The sequence below is a fragment of the Stenotrophomonas sp. MYb57 genome (genome assembly GCF_002966815.1).
Lineage (GTDB): Bacteria > Pseudomonadota > Gammaproteobacteria > Xanthomonadales > Xanthomonadaceae > Stenotrophomonas > Stenotrophomonas indicatrix.
In genome coordinates, this window is record NZ_CP023271.1 from 2,425,034 (window position 1) to 2,442,581 (window position 17,548).

The window sequence follows — 17,548 nt, forward strand, 5'->3', positions numbered from 1 at the left end:
GGCGCGCTATCAGCTAGCCGGTCGCTTTCCAGAGAGGATCTCGAAGATATCCTGGCCCGGGACTTGCTTTATCGCTATGGCCCACTACTCGGTCAAGATGAGCTTTGGCGCGCCCTCGGTTACATGTCCTTGGACGGCCTGCGCCAGGCGCAGGCCCGCGGAACTGTTCCAGTCCACGTATTCAGCTTAGAGAAGCGGCGAGGGAAATTCGCACTGTCACGGGATGTGGCCCACTGGCTCGCCTCTCAGTTCCTGGCTCCTGACCAGGCAGTACCAACCTAAGGCTCCATGAGCACGTCTGCGATCCATGGTCCGCCGCAGCCATGATCGAAACAGGTGAATGCGCCGACCTAACACGGGCGCCCCAAGAGCATGTTGTAGCGGCAGATGCCAGAAATGAAAACGCCCGGCGGCAACCGGGCGTGGAGTAGCTCTAGGGCATGCATTCCAAGCCCGAAATTACTCCCATTTCGCCCCTTCGTCCACCCCTTTCTTTCAGAAAGTTCGGGTGCGGGAAAGAGCTGACTGGAGTACGAGAATGTCTACGAAATCGGAATCATCTCATAAGGGTGCGCCTGAATCTGCGGGACCTGGTCGCCGGCTAGATCGGGTGCGTCATGACTAGCCCCCGTTCTGACGCCACGCAGGCTCCGTCTCACCTCCCCTATTCAGCGAGGAGCCTCTCGGCCAGGGAGCAGATCAGGCTTGACGCCTATCACTTCCTCTCGCCGAAGAACGGCGGCCGACCCATCGCCGTTGTCGAGCCCTGCCGGCTGGCCCTAGCCTTAGAGCTAGAGTTTGACTTGTCGGTGGCGAGCTACGTGGAACGTCCTCGCCCTCTCACCATCGAAGGCCGTGAGATCGAGCTTTGCTTCTGGCTGGCCAAGACAGATGGAGCGGAGAGCTTCATCGCGTTCCGACGGCAGACTAAGCCCACTACCAACGCAGAACGCGCTGAAAACGCGACTTGCGCCAAGCTCATGGAAGCAGCGAAAGCCACTGGAATCGCCCTGACGATCCGCAAGCCGCAGTCACTGCTCACGGGACGGATCGCCAATGCGACACGTCTTGAACTTCTACCGTATGTCCAGTCTGCGGCCGACCTGAAGGCCGTGGATGTGTTCATTGACGCTGTTTGCCTTCACATGAATGCCAACCCCTTGAGTTCGTTCTACGGCATTGAGACCAGTCTGAACGGTACGTTCGACTGGCGGGATGTTCGGTGTGTTACATGCCTGCTAATCCATAGGGGCGTACTCAGCATCAATTTCAGTGAGCGCCTCACCGCGAGAACACAGGTGCGCCTAGAGGTCGCAGGCATATGAGCATGCTCACTCTGAAGCAGATCTCATCATGGGATCTGATTGCTCCATCTCAGCTGACGCCGAAAGCCTATCGAAGCTACAAGGCCCGATGCGAAGCCCTTCAGGCCGTAGCCGCAGGCGTTTCTATCGCATGCGCAGCTAGGCGTCATGGGGTCAATCCCGGCACGTTAGGATCCACAATCAGAAACGCGTTGCAGATGGCCCCCGACGGTAGGCCCTGGGGTTGGCGTGCGTGCTTGCCGCACAAAATCCGAAACAACATCGCCGCCTCACCCGCAGACTTTCCCAAGTTGGCAGGCCCCGGAGCCTTCAAGAAGGTGCTGAAACTGCTCCCCGAGCTTGAAGAGCGGCTGACAGCCTACTCAGGGCAGCTGCCAAAGCGGAACATTCCCAGTAGCACTTTCGAGAACTTCTTCAAGAAGATTAAGTCCCTCATTCGCAACAGGGTACCAGGTGATCGCTACCCCGCAAACGACACAACTTGCGCCCGACGTAGCATCGTGGAGTTCATCAAGGATTCTCGCCGCGGCACACCTTTCGTCGACGAAGACTTTGAAGTGGAAGACGCTGTCAGCGCCGGCCAGTTGCAGGCGGTCTTTGCTCTCCAGTACGGCGATTGGGTCCAATACGATGGTCACAAACTAGACGTCTCCTTCTCCGTGGAGGGCCATGATGCCGATGGCAATCCGTTCATGCAGAAGATCGACTGCGTTTGGCTTATCGCTGGGTGCTTTGCGCTACTTCGCATGTGCTGCAGTTGGACACTGGCATTCGCAAAGAACTACAACGGCACTGACTTCAACACAGTTTGCGCGAACACACTTCGGAAATGGGAGCCCAAGGATCTGGTGTGTCCCCGCATGAAGTACGTCCCGGGTAGCGGAATCGGCACCGCACCTGCGCTCGGCTTTGTATCAAGCGGAGCTATCACAAGCCTAGACAATGCTATGGCTCACCGGCTTGGTGTCAATCGCCAGCGCATGATCTCGGAATTACGGGGGGTCATCCACTTCGGCGCAAGTGGAGTTCCGGAAACGCGTGGCCTTCTTGAGGCATGGAACAAGCGCAAGGAAGAGACTGCGATCCGCCTACTGCCTGGTGCGTTTCGCCCCCGGGGCGAGGAAGCAGAGAAGAGCCTCACCAATGGCAGCGATCCGGATGACTATCCTCTGCAGCGAGACGCACTGGAAGATCTCATGGATGTGATTGCTGCCGCTTCGAACGTCGAAGGCCATGGGTCTCACCAAGGACGCGATCCTTACGAGGTCCTCCGGAACTACGCAGCATCCGGGGGCTGGCTTTTCGCGACCCGAAACAATGAGGAGCGAGCAGTTGCCATGTCGATCATGAGCACTAAAGCCCAGATCAAGGGGGACAAGGGCCGCCGCCGGCAGCCCTATGTTCAGTTCGCACACACGCGATATCGGTCAGTCGCACTGAAAAATAGATGGGACTTAGTGGGTGCTGTCTACTCTGCTGAAGTGGACATCACTGATGGCCGAACAATGTACCTCTACACCGAGGAAGGAGAGCTGTTCGTTGTGCTTCGCGCACTGCGTCCATGGGCAAGGACGCCGCACAGCCTTGCCTTGCGCAGGCTAATCCACAGGCGGGTCGCTCGAGGTGATATTGACCTATCGGGCGTCGAGGATGCAGTTCTAGCCTATAAGGAACACTTGCGGGCGCGCTTCCGTGACAGTAAAGAAGCGGCTTCCATTCAGATACAGCACAAGAACAGCCTCGACGCGGCCGAGACTCCTGAGGCACCCCCGAAAACGATCGCCAATCGTCCACTTCAAGGCACGCCTCAAGCAGCCATCATCGCGGAACTGGTGATTCCCCTTTCGGGAAGGGTGAAGCTCGGCAGGAGTGGGCATAAGCAATGAATGCCAATCACGAAGTGAATCTCGATCCGGACCTGGGAACGTTCAAAACAGTTTTTTCTGAAAGGGGGGAGCCCATTATTGAAACCGTCGCGATGGAAGAGGCCTTAACCAAGATCGTCCTTGCGATTGAGAAGGGATACCGCGGCATTGGGTTGCATTCACAAACTCGCTTTGGCAAGACTTTTCTTTCCCAGTACATCTGCAAAAACCTCGACTGGTGCCCATTCAGTTGCATTGCCGTGTCTGCAATTGTTCGCGCAATTGGCATCACCGAGTCTGCATTTATGGATTGGACGATAGCCCAGTTGGGGCAGCGGCCTATCGCGAGACAGTCGGCCCAGAACAGAGTTGATCGTGTCATCAATACCATCGAGATGATGTTGAACAACGCCAACGTGGATCGACTGCTCTTGGTCATCGATGATGCCAATTTGATTGAAACAGCAGCGCTGCAGCATTTCGCAACACTTGACAACGAACTGGAGAAGCGCGGGAAATCGATCTTCGTAATATTTTTGTTCCAGGATAACCATACCTCCGACAAGCAAGAGGCGATCAACAAGCTCCATGCCCCGCCTCAGATCAGGGGGCGCTTCTTCACGCAGTTTCATCAATTCCATGGTATTCGCTCGGCAAAAGACCTCGAGATCTTTCTTGAGCGTTTTGAAGACGACGCTGAGATGGCTCCTGGGGCCGGCGTAACATTGCCTAGGAGTCTGGCACCACACCTCTACGATGGCGCGTTCAGGATTGCCAAATGCAGTCAAAGACTGTGGGATTGCGGCGTACAGCAGAGAGCCGCTGCCGGTCGGAAGGAATTCGATGAGTGGCCGCTGCAAGCAGTGAGCGTTATGGCTCACTACATTGCAAGACGGATCATCACCAGGCCTGGCTTTACTGAGATGACAGACAGGGATCTCAAGATGGCCATCGGGTACTCCGACCTCGTTGAGTACGACAGTGCCTGTGCGGAGCTGAACTTCACCCCTGATCGGGGAAACCTGGCTGGCCCTGAGGGCGAGATGGAGTATGGCGATGTCTGACGGAGGCTCGTTCGATGCGATTCTTCACCATTCGCCCGACCGACTGCTGGGCATCTCACCTTTAGGATTTGTGGCTCAGACTCTCAGGCTCAACTGCTTAGACTGCCATGACAGTTTGGGCTTGCTAGGGGTTAGGCCAAGGTACTCGGATGATTGGTGCAGACACCTCTGTCATTCACACAGTGCACAGGCCGCGATCATAGACAGGGTACCGGCGGCCAAGACGTTGGCAGCATTGTGGGACCCACGCAAGTGGCAAGCGCTCAATGGTGCGGCTGCTCAATGGAGGCCCTATCTAACGGTCTGCCCGGAGTGTCTCAAGAGCAGTTATCATTCGATGCTGTTCCAGCTACCCTGGGTCAATCGGTGTCCCTGGCACCGGGTTCGTACGGTCGCTCAGTGCGCGTCTTGCGGAGCGCCTCTCTGGAAATCTTTTCAATCTGACGCTGCGCCTTTCATCTGCTCTTGCGGACGCGACCATGTTCAACCGTCTCTACTCCTGTCCAATCCAGAGTGGAAAGATGGTGCGCGAGAATTCCATGTGCGGCGATACCTTGCGTGGGCTGGTGCAAGTCGCTCGCGTCGGGACCTCTTTGGCTGCGAGGGAGACTCCCGCGTGACCGAAGCGACCTCTGGGTTGTTTGTCCCGCGAGGAGCTGCCTGGCATGGAGGAACTGAGGGAAGTTCAGGCCTACTCGTCCGCTCGTCGGTGGTAAAGCACCCATGCGCGCCAGGGCAGTCCTTGTCATCAGAAGCTCTAGCGGGTTTGGCACCAGCCATTGCGGATGCAGCGGAGTTTTTTCTAGAACTCCCTCAGGAAATCGGGAATGCCCTTGAGAGGATCACATTCTCCATAGCGTCAAAGTTCCCTCCGGGGGACTTCTCTGAACGTGAAAGGCGTCTGCTAGGCATGTCGACCACTGATGATTCACCGCGCCGATTCTCAAGAGTCAACGTCGTCCTCCTGGTCGCGTATGCTGTCCATGGAAGGCTCTTCTTCGACGGGAGGGTGCTGTCACGATCCGCTCAAGCGACATTGCGGGAGATAGCCGAAGCAATTTCCAGGCGCACCGGCGAGGGTTCACGATTGGCGGCTTACCACCGCGCGTTTAGCCGCATCCTATTCAGGGCCTATGCGCGGGCCGCATTTCAGGTCCTAAGCGAGGTTGAATACTCCGCATGCAAAAGGCCGCCCCCGCCGTTGCGACCAATTGCGCTGACACGAAGCAGGCTGCGCTGCAGCGACGTAAAGCTTCTCTGGATGCCGGAAGCGACCTCAGAGTGAGTGGCCTGGTACCGCCCGGCCTGAACAAGGCCCCGGAGACTTGCCAGGCGTGCTGGCATAACATGTGTGTCACCAGATCGCGTCGGGAGTGCTGAGTCCATCTGGCGGATCTAAAGACGCACCGGCGCGCCGAAATGTTCTGCAATGGTCAGCCGCAAGTCACTTTCTTCTGCGATGATCGTCGGAGCATCAATGATCTCTACGATGATCTTTGGTGCATCAAAATGTTCTGCAATGAACATTCCTGAATCAAAATTGTCTTCAATGTCCGGCGCAGATAAGCCCTTCGAATTGACGGGCTGCTCCCTGTAGATCAACAAGTTGCGCGCTGCAGGCTACTCGGCGACGAACAAGTGTGCTTGATCCGGATCTGAACGCTCTGCGGTATCTGGTCGGATGGCGCTACGGTCACTACGGCACCGAGGTGCGCCAACTGATAGCCGGCGCCTGCCGAGCTGCGCACAGGCGTAGCAGTCGCCTGCACAAGAAGGCGGTGGCCACTGGGCGGAGCTGCACGCGATGTTAGCAACCTACCGCTCCGTCCATGCCGGCGAACGCGATCGCGCCCTGCTCTACTTCACTTCGCCTTCGCCTGCGGCGGCAATCTCAGCCTTTGCGGCGGCAATGGCCTGGGCTTCGCTGCCGGGTTTTGGTGACGATCATCGCGAGGAATTCGCGGACATTGCCTCGCAGGACAGGAACGCCGTAGGCGATAGCGGCTCAAGCGCCCGCCATCTTGCTTAGCAGGTTGACGAGAACGCCCTCGCCCATGCGTCTCACCGCGCGCACCGCAGGATGCGCAGGCTCCTTCAGTTGCGGGAGATAAATATGGCAGCCGGTTTTGAAGGTGAAATGTTGGGCCAGAAAGTAAAGCTCGGCCGCAATCGCCTCTTCGTCAACTCCGGCGCCGTGCAGTCGCACATAGCGCTCCAGCGCAAGCGCCGCAACGTGTTCGCCCAGGACCTCAGTCTGACGCAGCCGATCTCCTTGCCAGCAGACCCGGATCCATCCCTCGTTTTCCGCGTCCTCCACCTCGCTAAAAGGAAGGATTAGCGTGCCGTCCTGTAATCCACGTGCGCACCAGAAATTTTCGTGGCGCTCGCCGATGTAGAGAGGCATCAAGTTCGCAACGAAGCCGACGATCGCAGTGCTCTTACTTCTCATCCAGCTTCCTCTGCCCGTCCTTTGTTCATTCCAGAGTTCCGCAACGCATTCCCATCATGAGCGAATCCGGTTCCTGACTGCAAGGAGCTGCAGATTTGTCGTATTAGGCACATGCCGCTAGGTGATGGCCTTGGCGCAAGCGCTTGGCGGCGCGATGTGTGGCAAACGGCGTTTCATCCTTGCGCGACAACCCTCTCGGACCCTTTCCTGCCATGCAACAATTCTGAAAATGACGAGAACGGTGACGGCATTGCCCTTACTGTATTGGCACCTCGTGCAACCGGGCGTAATCCTAGCCGCGCCACCGAAAAAGGGTGGTCGGGGCCTCGAAATCCCCGGTTGCACGCTGATGTTTACGCTTGCCAGCCGGCACCACCCCGCGTGGTGCCGGCTGGCAATCCGTCTGCCGGCTATGGCGGGCGGTGCGTGGGGGCCATGTGCCCGCCGGTTCAGCGTACGCCGGATTTCGAGCCACGCATCGTCCGCCACCTTTATCGGTGGCGGCTTCTGCCTGCACGCAAGGAGCCCTGCCATGACCACGCCCTACTCCGCTGCCCCACAGCCCATCCACGAGGCACCCTCGGCCGGCCCTGCCGTGGACCCCAACACCCTCATCGCGCTGCTGCACAGCATCGGCTCGGGCGTGGCCGCCAACGGCCAGCCCTGGCCAGAGCGACATCAGTTGCGTGGCCGGCAGATGGCACTGGCCGATGCCGACTGCTCGCTGACAGGCCTGCGCGTGGTGCTGGAAGTGCTGCTGGCGGCAGAACGCACGCGCCAGAACGGCGAGCCGGAGCAGTACGTCGGCGACCGGGTGATGGAAGGACTGATCATGGCCGGCCTTGGGCTGGCAGCCCACGCAAGCGAAAGGCTGCAGCCGGCAGACTGAAGGATCACTTCGGTGGGGCCTGAAATGAAGGTGCGCTACGGGGTGATGTGGGCGGTCTTTCTGGCGCTGGTCGTTGCAGTACAGATGCATTTGCCAGAGCCTGTTGAGCCGGAAGTGCTCGCGTACCCTGATGTACCCGATGAGACATTCTGGACGCTGCGTCGCCACGCGCTTCGATTCGCAGAGGCGCCGGCGCGGGAGGGCTTCGCGTTCCTGGAGGGGCCGCCCGCTTCGGCTTCCTTCCAGATCCTGTGCAAGGGTGTGCCGGTGCTGCACGTGGAGAGGCAGCCGCCGCTTCTGCTGATCAGGGTTGCGCTGGGTACCGAGCATCGGGCGCCTGCGATCTTCCCCTTGCAGGCCACGCTGCAGTGGTCACTGGTGCCGTTGAGCTATCTGGAGCAGGTCCTGTCTGGCGTGCAGGAACCTACGCTGCAGGATCGGCTGCTGCTGACGCTTGCTGGCGATGTGCCTGAGGATGAGCGGTGTGGCGTGCGGCGGTAGCAGTACAACCCGGGCGATGCCCCTACCTCACCCACCCTGCCCCGGCTCGCGCGCAAGGAAGGGGGCCGCCCTGTTGCGGCGTTCCCTTCGCCACGATGGAGCCGCCCGCAAGCCCTGCGCCAGGCACAACGTCAATCACCCAGTCCGGTTGCACAGATGTGCTGGGCTTCGCCGCCTGAGCGTTCCGCTCACGCGACTGGCTTACCCCAGGAATTCCACCCGGCCACCGGACAGGTGGTAGATGCTGCCGACAATCTTGATCTTTCCCTGCTGCTCCAGCCCCGCCAGCACACGGCTCTGCTCGCGGATGGCTTCCACGGTGCGAAGCACGTGGGTCCTGGCCACCTCATCGACGAACGCTGGGTTGCGGCTGCTGCGCTCGCCATCATGTCGGGTTGCCGTCACCGAAGGGTGGATGCGATCGACCAAGCTGGTCAGATGGCCCATCTCCGCCTTGTCGATGGCCCCCTTGATCGCGCCACACGAGGTATGCCCCATCACCACGACCAGTTTGGCGCCGGCAACGCCGCAGGCGTACTCCATGCTGCCCAGCAGGTCCGGGCTGGGCAGGTTGCCGGCGACGCGGGCGTTGAAGCTGTCACCGATCGGGATGTCCATGACGATCTCCGCGGGAACGCGCGAATCGATGCAGCTGAGGATGATCGAGCCCGGGTACTGGCCAGCCACGGTGGCCCGTTTCTGTGCCAGGTAATCGTGCTGGGTGGCCTGGCCGCTCTGGAAACGCTCGTTTCCGGCCTTCAGCCGTTGCAGCACATCCTGGGCACTCAGCTGATCGCGTTGCGGCCGGGTCAGTGGCGTGGCAAGCGCCGCCGGGGAGGCCAGCAAGCCGGCGCCCGCCAGCCCACCTGCGACGGCCAAGGCCGCGGCACGCTTGAACAGGCCACGGCGGCCCTCGTCAGAGATTTCATCGCGTTCGTTGTGTATTCCGCACATAGAGACACCTCAACAGAAAGGTAAACACCTGGAGTGTTGGGCATCTGCGCGGTCCACGCGTTAGGACTCGGCTGATTTGTCCGCATCTGTGGACGCGTCGCGGCGTCTGATGCAACGCCGGCGAGCGCCCCTATTGGGCATTACTCCGCCTCACCCGCCCTGTCCCAGCTCGCGCGCAAGGAACGGCGCCGTCCTGCTGCCCTTGGCGCGCGCCACCTGCTGCGGCGTTCCCTTCGCCACGATGGTGCCGCCCGAAGCGCCTGCGCCAGGTCCGACGTCAATCACCCAGTCCGCCTGCACGACCGCGCGCATGTCATGTTCAATCATCACCACCGTATTGCCCGCGTCCACCAGTCGCTGCAGCTGCACCAGCAGCCTGTCCGCGTCCGATGCATGCAGGCCGGTGGTGGGTTCGTCCAGTACGTAGAGCGTGCGCCCGCGCTGGCTGCGCTGCAGCTCGGTCGCCAGCTTGATGCGCTGGGCTTCGCCGCCTGAAAGCTCTGTGGCCGGCTGGCCCAGCCTCAGATAGCCCAGGCCGATCTCCTGCAGCAGCTGCAGCGGACGGGCAATGGCCTCTTCCTCGATGAAGAACGCGTGCGCCTGGTCCACCGTCATCTGCAGGACTTCGGCGATGTTGCGGTCATTCCACAGCACCTTCAGCGTGGCCTCGTTGTAGCGGGCGCCATGGCAGGTGGGGCACGGCGCATAGACGCTGGGCATGAACAGCAGTTCGACGCTGACGAAACCTTCGCCTTCGCAGGTCTCGCATCGGCCCTTGGGCACGTTGAACGAGAAACGGCCGGCATCGAAACGCCGACGGCGCGCGGCGGGCGTAGCGGCGAACAGCTTGCGCACGTGGTCGAACAGGCCGGTATAGGTAGCCAGGTTGGAGCGTGGGGTGCGGCCGATGGGTTTCTGGTCCACCTGCACTACCCGCTGGATGGCGTCCACATCGCCAGCCAGCCGGCCTCGGGTCGCTTCGATCACGGTCGGCGCGTCGGTGGGCGCATTATCTGCGCTGTTGTCCTCGGGCTCATGCCCCAGGTGCAGCAGCACCAGCTCGGGCAGTGCCTGCGCCATCAGGCTGGATTTGCCCGACCCCGAAATGCCGGTCACTGCGGTCAGCAACCCCAGCGGCACCTGCGCATCCACACCCTGCAGGTTGTGGCGGTGGATGCCCTTCAGCTCCAGCCAGCTGTTGGCGCGGCGCTGCCGGCTGGTGGCCGCAGGCACCTGGTCGAACAGATACCGGGCGGTGCGCGATTCCTGGACCTTGCGCAGGCCGTCGGGCTCGCCACTGTAGAGAACGCGCCCGCCGTGCTCACCCGCCTCCGGGCCAACATCCACCAGCCACTGCGCGCGGCGCATCAGCTCCAGGTCGTGCTCGACAACGAACACCGAGTTTCCGCCGTCGCGCAACCGGTCCAGCGCGTCGTACAGCGCCTGGCTGTCGGCGGGGTGCAGGCCGGCCGAGGGTTCATCAAGCACGTACAGCACGCCAAACAGCAACGAGCTGAGCTGCGTGGCCAGCCGCAGGCGCTGCAGTTCGCCGGCCGACAGGGTTGGTGTGGCGCGATCCAGCGAGAGGTACCCCAGGCCCAGGCCTCGCAGCTGGTGTACACGCGCCATGACGCCGCCTGCCAACCGCTGCGCGGCCAAGCGCTTCTCTTCCGACAGGGCCGAGGTCAGCCGCACGTCGGGGGCTCCAGCATGGACAGGGCGGCCGCTTGCAGCCCGCTGCGTGCGATCGCGTTTCGTGGCGCTGCCGCTGGTACGCGCGCCGCGGCTGTGCGCGCTGAAATTACCCTGCGCGATGGGCTCCAGCAGGTCCGCCAACTGGTCCAGTGGCAGCCGCATGAACTCGCCGATATCCACACCGGCAAAGGTGACCGAAAGCGCTTCCGGCTTCAGGCGCTTTCCGTGGCAGGCGGGGCACAACCTGCCTTCCATGTAGCGCGAAACGCGCTTGCGCATCAGCGCGCTCTGGGTGTTGGCAAAGGTGTGCAGCACGTAGCGGCGCGCACCGGTATAGGTGCCCATGTAGCTGGGTTCCAGCTTGCGCTTCAGCGCGGCGCGGGTCTCTGCGGGCGTGAAGCCGGCATAGACCGGCACGGTTGGCGTTTCCTCGGTGAACAGGATCCAGTCGCGGTCCTTCTTCGGCAGCTTCTTCCACGGCACATCGATGTCGTAGCCCAGCGTGACCAGGATGTCGCGCAGGTTCTGGCCATGCCATGCCGGAGGCCACGAGGCGATGGCGCGTTCACGGATGCTCAGCGACGGGTCCGGAACCATCAGCGCTTCGGTCACCTCGTACACATGTCCCAGGCCGTGGCAGGTGCTGCAGGCGCCCTGCGGCGTATTGGGCGAGAAGTCCTCGGCGTACAGCATGGGCTGGTTGGCCGGGTAGGCCCCTGCGCGCGAGTACATCATGCGCACCAGGCTGGACAGCGTGGTGACACTGCCCACCGAGGAACGTGCATTGCTGGCGCCTCGCTGCTGCTGCAACGCCACCGCCGGCGGCAGCCCGTCGATGGCATCCACATCGGGTACGCCCGCCTGGTCGATCAGGCGCCGCGCGTATGGCGCTACGGACTCGAAGTAACGCCGCTGCGCCTCAGCGAAGACGGTACCGAAGGCCAACGACGACTTGCCCGACCCCGACACCCCGGAGAACACCACCAGTGCATTGCGCGGGATCGAGACATCGACATTCTTGAGGTTGTGCTCGCGCGCGCCGCGCACCTCCACGCAACCGCTGGCTGCGGCAGCGCATGAGGATTCACCGAAAGGGTTGTTGGACATCGTTGCGTTCCTGCAGGCAGTGATCGGTGCGCCCTGGAGCGCGCCCAAGGACGCATTTTCGCTGCTGCGAGGTGAATGTGGTGAGGGCACGACCGAAGCGCGCCCACCGCCCCTCATCCTGGGCTGGACTCAGCCCGCAGGCTGCATCCCGCTGGGCGTTGCCCGGCGCGACGCCGCCAGATAGCGACAGTACTTGCCGATGAAGATGCCGGTGAATCCGCCAGACAGCAGGAGATAGGCGGCGCTGAAACCTGCGTTGCTGCTCAGGCCGGGCGCCACGGCGAGCGCCGTTTCAAAACCGTACTTGATGACGAACGTGACCAGCAGCAGTGGCAGCAGGCTGTAGTCGGCACTACGCCACAGCGTGCCCGTGGAGGCGTCCACGGTCAGCGTTGCCCGGCGCAGCAGCAGCCAGCCCACTGCTGCGCCCGCGCAGATGCCGGCCAGCCATTCGCCCCACGCCAACGGCGAGCCGCCATAGCGGTGGCTGATCGACCAGATGCCCCAGACGCTGAACAGCGCCGGCACGATGGCCAACTTCCGCAGCGAGGTCTGCCCCGGCCGCATGGCCGCGATGCCGCGCGAGACCAGGAACGCCAGAAGCACCCAGACCCAGATGGGGGTCTGCCAGAGAAGTTGCTGCAGCAGGTTCACGGGAGGTCCTTTCGGTGAGTGCCGGCCAGGCAGGCGGCGGTGGCGCTCACTATTGGCGGTACGCATTGCCCGGACAAGTGACAGGTGTCAGCGATACGGCCTGCACCCTTCCCCCTGCGCGGCTGCAAGGCGCTGCAGGAATGCCTACTTGCCGGTCATCTTCAATGCGGCCTCCGGCAGACGTGCGCCACTGATGCTGATCTGCGCCATTTCGTTATCGATTTTCGCCAGGTCGTCCTTATCCAGCACCAGATCCACTGCGCCCAGATTCTCATCCAGCCGATGGCGCTTGGTCGTGCCCGGGATCGGCGAAATCCACGGTCGCTGTGCCAGCAGCCAAGCCAACGCGACCTGGGCCGGCGTGGCGCCCTTCCCTGCAGCCATCGCCTTCACCACGTCCACCAACGCCATGTTGGCCCGGCGTGATTCGGCGGAGAAGCGCGGCACCGCATTGCGGAAATCCGTTGCATCGAACTGCGTGTGCTCGTCGATCTTTCCCGTCAGGAAGCCCGCACCCAGCGGGCTGAAGGGTACGAAGCCAATGCCCAGTTCCTCAAGCAGGGGAAGCAGCTCTGCTTCGGGCTCACGCCAGAACAGTGAGTACTCGCTCTGCACAGCCGTCAGCGGCTGCACTGCATGCGCCCTGCGGATTGTCTGCGCACCCGCTTCGGACAGGCCGAAATGCGCGACCTTGCCCTCTGCAATGAGCGCCTTCACGGTATCGGCAACCTCTTCGATGGGCACCGCCGGGTCAACACGGTGCTGGTACAGCAGGTCGATGCGCTCGGTGCGCAGCCGCTTCAGGCTGGCTTCGACAGCTGCCCGGATGTGTGCAGGCTGGCTGTTGGTGCCTGCGCCGCGGGCACCGGTGACCGGGTCGATGTCGAAGCCGAACTTGGTGGCGATCACCACCTGGTCGCGAACGGGTGCCAGTGCCTCGCCCACCAGTTCTTCGTTGGCAAAGGGGCCGTAGGCTTCGGCCGTGTCGAAGTGGGTGATGCCGCGCTCCACCGCCGTGCGGATCAGCGCGATCATCTCCTGCTTGTCGGCGGCCGGGCCATATGCCGAACTCATGCCCATGCAGCCCAGGCCGAGGGCGGAAACTTCAAGGCCTTGTCCAAGGGTACGGAACTTCATGGTTGAATCCTCATCGGGCAGTGTGCGGAGTGGCCAACCAGGCGTTGACGCTCTCCATGGTTTTGCGCTCCTGGTCGGCCTGCATCACGAATGCCTCCAGGATGCGTGCGTTGGGCGCATGGCGGGCGAGCACGCGCAGGCTGCTGCCCACGCCGTAGCCGCCATGGGTGATGAACGGCACGATGGTCTTGCCACTCATGTCGTGCTGCGACAACAGCGATCGAATGATCGGCGGCGCGGTCTCGCCCCAGATTGGAAAGCCCAGGTACACGGTGTCATAGCGATCAATGTCGACAATGCGGGTGCGCAGTGCAGGCTCTACCCCATCGTCGCGCTCCTGTCGCGCCTTGGCTACCGTTTCAAGATAGTCCGCCGGGTAGTCGATGGCAGGCTCTACCTGGAACAGGTCGCTGGGCATGCTGCGATGAATGAGCCCGGCAACCACCCGGGTGTTGCCCGAACGTGAGAAGCAGGCAACCACTGTCCGTGCGCCTGATCGACCAGCGGCCGTGCCTTCCTGCGGCGCTGCGGCTGAACATCCCAGCGGCAGTGAAGCCAAGGCAGCGACGACTGCCCGGCGACCAGGGTTGGGGGTTGGAATCGTCATGGCGCCAATCTACGCCCCCAAAACACATTCTTGCAGAGGCATAATCGGATATCGCTTATATCCGGTACGCATCAATGAGCGTCGAGAACTACGATCAGCTGGCCATGTTCGCGCTGGTGGCGCGGGAACGCAGTTTTACCCGGGCTGCTGCCCAGCTGGGTATGTCCCAACCCGCCCTTAGCCGATCGATGCGCCAGCTGGAAGAACGCCTGGGCGTGCGCCTGCTTGCGCGGACCACCCGCAGCGTTTCGCCGACCGAGGCCGGAGAGCAGTTGCTGCGGGTGATTGCACCGCGCTTCGAGGAGATCGATAGCGAGCTTGCCCAGCTCAACGCGTACCGCGACAGACCCGCCGGTCGCCTCCGCATCACTGCAGGTGAGCACGCTGCGCTCACCGTGATGCAGCCGGTACTGGGCAAGCTGCTGCCGGCCAATCCCGACCTGAACATCGAGGTGATTGTCGACTACGGGCTGACCGACATCGTGGCCGAGGGCTTCGACGCCGGTATCCGCATGGGTGAGCAGGTGGCCAAGGACATGATTGCCGTGCGTGTTGGGCCCGACCTGCGCATGGCCGTGGTCGGATCGCCCGCCTATTTCCAGCGCCATCCGAAGCCGAAATCACCGCACGACCTGACCCGGCACAACTGCATCACCATCCGCCTGCCGACCCACGGTGGCATTTTCGCGTGGGAGTTCGAGAAGAAAGGCCAGGAGCTGAAAGTACGCGTGGAAGGCCAGTTGGTGTTCAACAACATCGCCCTGCGGCTGGGCGCTGCGCTGGAAGGCCTGGGGCTGGCGTACATGCCCGAGGATCTGGTGCGCCCCCATGTGCAGGTAGGCACCCTGGTCCACGTGCTGCAGGACTGGTGCCCCTCCTTCCCCGGCTACCACCTGTATTACCCCAGCCGCAGGCAGTCATCGCCTGCGTTCACCGTGCTGCGTGATGCGTTGCGCTATCGGGATTGAACGGCGGCACGGTCATGGCGACGGTGCCGGGGTCTGTTCCAGTGCCTGCACTGCGCGGTCAGATGCGGCCGCATATCCGCTATGTGCGAGCAACTGGGCCAGGTGCTGCAACTGTGCGCGGCTGAGGCCCACGCGCTGGCTGGCCGCCATGTGCGAGCGCAACTGCGCCTCCACGCCAGGCATGGCCGCCAGCGCGCCAACCGTTGCAAGTTCACGGCTCTGCCAGTCCAGGTTGTCGCGCTCGAAGATGTCGCCGAACAGATGTGTCTGCAGGAACTGGTTGATGATGGGCGCGAAGTCCATGACCGGGCCAGCCACCGGGGCACCGGAGATCCGCGTCTGGTTTGCGGTACCCACGGCGCGCAGTGCATCGCCTACCGGGGCCTTCCCGGCGGGCGGCTTCCCGGGTGCGGTGGCGATACCCTGCTCCTCGCGTTTGCGCACCACGTTCATCAGTTCGCCCAAGGCGTTGAGGCTCTTTGGGAACCCCGCATAGGCATACAGCTGCACGAGCACTTCCTTTGCCTCGCTCACGGTCAGGCCGGCATCCAGCCCCCGGACCAACGCGGCGTTGAGCTGGGGCATGTCACTGCTGGCCGCAGCGGCCGCAATCAGCGGGATCGCCTGCTGCCTGGGCGAAAGCGGCCCGGCAACGGGCGCCTCGATGCCTGCTGACGCTTGGCGGTACTGGTCATCACTCACCTGCTCCAGCCAGGCCACCGATTTTCCATCGGTCACACCGGTTACCGCGAGATGGGTCATCGCGCTGTGCGGCGCGGCGCCGTGCCAATGCTTGACCCCGGCCGGACACACCACCACATCCCCGGCGTGTATCTGCTGCACCGGCTTGCCCCATTCCTGGGTCAGCCCAACGCCGGAGGTAACCACCAATCGCTGCCCGGCGGGATGGGTGTGCCAGGCCGAACGCGCGCCCGGCTCGAAGCTGACGTATGCGGATGAGACCTGCACGTCCTTGTCCGCTGGGAACAGCGGGTCCACGCGTACTTTGCCAACGAAGGTCTCTGCTGGACCGGCAACGGACGATTGTGTTCCCGACCGGGTGATCTGCTGCATGGGCATTTCGCCGGCGCCGGCGAACGGTGCCGCCACGCTCAATGCAGCGCCCAGCAGCGCCGTCTGCGCGGGTGATTTACGAGGCGTGGTCATGGTGCAAGCGTCCGGGTGTAGAACGTGGTGAGCGAGGCGACGGCAGCATCCACGTACTTCGGCACCCAGTAGGTCTCGATGTGCGTGGCCCCCTCCAGCAGCACCAGCTGCTTGTCGATGGTACCGGTTGCTTTGGCTAAGGCATCCTGGGTCATGTAAAGGCTGTCCGCCTTGCTGCCGGCAATCATCAGCAGCGGTTGGTTGATCAGCTCGATCTGGTTGGTGGCGTCCCAGCGCATCAGGTCCAGCAGGCTGCTGGTCGTGTAGCGGAAGGTGGAATTGGGATGGGCATGCGTCTTCCAGTAGTACTCATAGCCCTGCCGATACAGATCGAAGGGGAGCTTGGCGATCTGCTCGTCGCTGAGGTTGGCATCGCCGGAGTACAGCACTTCGCCGCCGGCGGCCTGCTGTGCGCGCGCCTGCGAAGCCTGCTGCAGGCGCTGCTGGACGGTGTCCAGCTGCGAGTCGGCATAACCGTTGCGGCGAACTCGGCCAGAGTTGAACATGCTGATCGTGGCGACGGCCTTGAAGCGCTTGTCGGTCTGCGCGGCCGCCAGCGAGTAGCCGCCGCCACCACAGATGCCGAGCAAGCCCAGGCGCGAGGTGTCCACCCAGGGGAATCGACTGATGAAGTCCGCCATGCCGTGGATGTCCTCGATGCGGTGGGAAGGCATGTCCACGCTGCGCGGCTGGCCACCGCTTGCCCCCTGATAGGCCGCATCGGCGGTAATGGCGATGTAGCCCTGCTGGGCCAGGCGTTGCGCGTACAGGCCGGCCACCTGCTCTTTGACCCCGCCATTGGGGTGGGCAACCACGATGGCCGGGTACTTCCGCGAGGCATCAAAATTGGCGGGCGTGTAGAAGTTTGCCGCGATCTCGATTCCATTCAGCGGATAGGACGCCGAGTGGATGTTGACCTCACTGGGCACATTGCGCGTGATCGCACCTTCGTAGGCCAGTTGGAAGGGGTTGAGCTTGTAGTCGGCAGCGGAGGCGTTGCCTGCTGCCAAGCCGAGAGACATCGCCAACAGCGTGGCGTGCACGATGTGCTTCATTCAAGTGCTCCGGGTTTGTACGTTACCCCTGACGGCGCGTGTTGCGGGCCGACGTTGGCGGGGTTCAGGAGTAAACCTAACGTCCGTGCACTCATGGAAACAGAGCATCAG

General features: G+C 62.4%; 15 protein-coding genes. 6 read left to right on the forward strand and 9 right to left on the reverse strand.

Going from position 1 to position 17,548, the window contains the following annotated elements; translation table 11 throughout:
• Window positions 1-617: 617 nt before the first annotated feature.
• Genes CLM74_RS11155 through CLM74_RS11165 form a run of 3 tightly spaced genes read left to right on the forward strand, consistent with a single transcriptional unit; the run spans window position 618 to window position 4,254 of the window.
• Window positions 618-1,325: a hypothetical protein gene (locus CLM74_RS11155; RefSeq protein WP_105164068.1), complete on the forward strand. Its 708-nt coding sequence runs from the start codon at window positions 618-620 to the stop codon at window positions 1,323-1,325.
• 2 nt (window positions 1,326-1,327) lie between these two features.
• Window positions 1,328-3,211, forward strand: a complete 1,884-nt coding sequence (locus tag CLM74_RS11160; RefSeq protein ID WP_158684137.1) for a hypothetical protein — start codon at window positions 1,328-1,330, stop codon at window positions 3,209-3,211.
• Window positions 3,208-4,254, forward strand: coding sequence for a hypothetical protein (locus tag CLM74_RS11165; RefSeq protein ID WP_105164070.1), 1,047 nt, complete (start codon window positions 3,208-3,210; stop codon window positions 4,252-4,254). The genes CLM74_RS11160 and CLM74_RS11165 overlap by 4 nt, the downstream gene beginning before the upstream one ends.
• A 1,395-nt stretch (window positions 4,255-5,649) precedes the next feature.
• On the opposite strand, the gene CLM74_RS21525 is transcribed toward CLM74_RS11165, so the two are convergent.
• Both CLM74_RS21525 and CLM74_RS11170 read right to left on the reverse strand, forming a co-directional pair.
• On the reverse strand, window positions 5,650-5,859 hold the full coding sequence (locus tag CLM74_RS21525; protein ID WP_158684138.1) for a hypothetical protein: 210 nt from the start codon (window positions 5,857-5,859) through the stop codon (window positions 5,650-5,652).
• Between the two features lie 400 nt (window positions 5,860-6,259).
• Window positions 6,260-6,703, reverse strand: a complete 444-nt coding sequence (locus tag CLM74_RS11170) for a hypothetical protein (protein WP_105164071.1) — start codon at window positions 6,701-6,703, stop codon at window positions 6,260-6,262.
• Between the two features lie 532 nt (window positions 6,704-7,235).
• Here CLM74_RS11170 and CLM74_RS11175 point away from each other — a divergent pair.
• Both CLM74_RS11175 and CLM74_RS21750 read left to right on the forward strand, forming a co-directional pair.
• Window positions 7,236-7,592, forward strand: a complete 357-nt coding sequence (locus CLM74_RS11175) for a hypothetical protein (RefSeq protein ID WP_105164072.1) — start codon at window positions 7,236-7,238, stop codon at window positions 7,590-7,592.
• A gap of 24 nt (window positions 7,593-7,616) precedes the next feature.
• The gene (locus tag CLM74_RS21750) at window positions 7,617-8,093 is read left to right on the forward strand and encodes a hypothetical protein (RefSeq protein WP_234003332.1); all 477 of its coding nucleotides are present in this window, start codon (window positions 7,617-7,619) and stop codon (window positions 8,091-8,093) included.
• Window positions 8,094-8,294: 201 nt separating this feature from the next.
• On the opposite strand, the gene CLM74_RS11185 is transcribed toward CLM74_RS21750, so the two are convergent.
• The 5 genes from CLM74_RS11185 to CLM74_RS11205 form a co-directional block, all read right to left on the reverse strand.
• The gene (locus CLM74_RS11185) at window positions 8,295-9,047 is read right to left on the reverse strand and encodes a carbonic anhydrase family protein (RefSeq protein ID WP_105164073.1); all 753 of its coding nucleotides are present in this window, start codon (window positions 9,045-9,047) and stop codon (window positions 8,295-8,297) included.
• A gap of 150 nt (window positions 9,048-9,197) precedes the next feature.
• Window positions 9,198-11,849 carry an excinuclease ABC subunit UvrA gene (locus CLM74_RS11190; protein ID WP_105164074.1) on the reverse strand — a complete coding sequence of 884 codons (2,652 nt, stop codon included), beginning with the start codon at window positions 11,847-11,849 and terminating at the stop codon, window positions 9,198-9,200.
• Window positions 11,850-11,978: 129 nt separating this feature from the next.
• On the reverse strand, window positions 11,979-12,503 hold the full coding sequence (locus CLM74_RS11195; protein ID WP_105164075.1) for a DUF6622 family protein: 525 nt from the start codon (window positions 12,501-12,503) through the stop codon (window positions 11,979-11,981).
• Between the two features lie 144 nt (window positions 12,504-12,647).
• Entirely contained in the window at window positions 12,648-13,640 is a 993-nt protein-coding gene (locus CLM74_RS11200) for an aldo/keto reductase (RefSeq protein ID WP_099842470.1), read from the reverse strand.
• Between the two features lie 10 nt (window positions 13,641-13,650).
• Complete coding sequence (locus tag CLM74_RS11205) at window positions 13,651-14,247, reverse strand: flavodoxin (protein ID WP_025877182.1); 597 nt, start codon at window positions 14,245-14,247, stop codon at window positions 13,651-13,653.
• A gap of 74 nt (window positions 14,248-14,321) precedes the next feature.
• Here CLM74_RS11205 and CLM74_RS11210 point away from each other — a divergent pair, with 74 nt between their 5' ends.
• Window positions 14,322-15,215, forward strand: coding sequence for a LysR family transcriptional regulator (locus tag CLM74_RS11210; RefSeq protein ID WP_105164076.1), 894 nt, complete (start codon window positions 14,322-14,324; stop codon window positions 15,213-15,215).
• Between the two features lie 12 nt (window positions 15,216-15,227).
• On the opposite strand, the gene CLM74_RS21755 is transcribed toward CLM74_RS11210, so the two are convergent.
• Window positions 15,228-16,382: a carboxymuconolactone decarboxylase family protein gene (locus tag CLM74_RS21755; protein WP_051562422.1), complete on the reverse strand. Its 1,155-nt coding sequence runs from the start codon at window positions 16,380-16,382 to the stop codon at window positions 15,228-15,230.
• Window positions 16,379-17,437: an alpha/beta hydrolase gene (locus CLM74_RS11220; RefSeq protein ID WP_105164077.1), complete on the reverse strand. Its 1,059-nt coding sequence runs from the start codon at window positions 17,435-17,437 to the stop codon at window positions 16,379-16,381. Before CLM74_RS11220 ends, CLM74_RS21755 begins: the two co-directional genes overlap by 4 nt.
• Window positions 17,438-17,548: the final 111 nt, after the last annotated feature.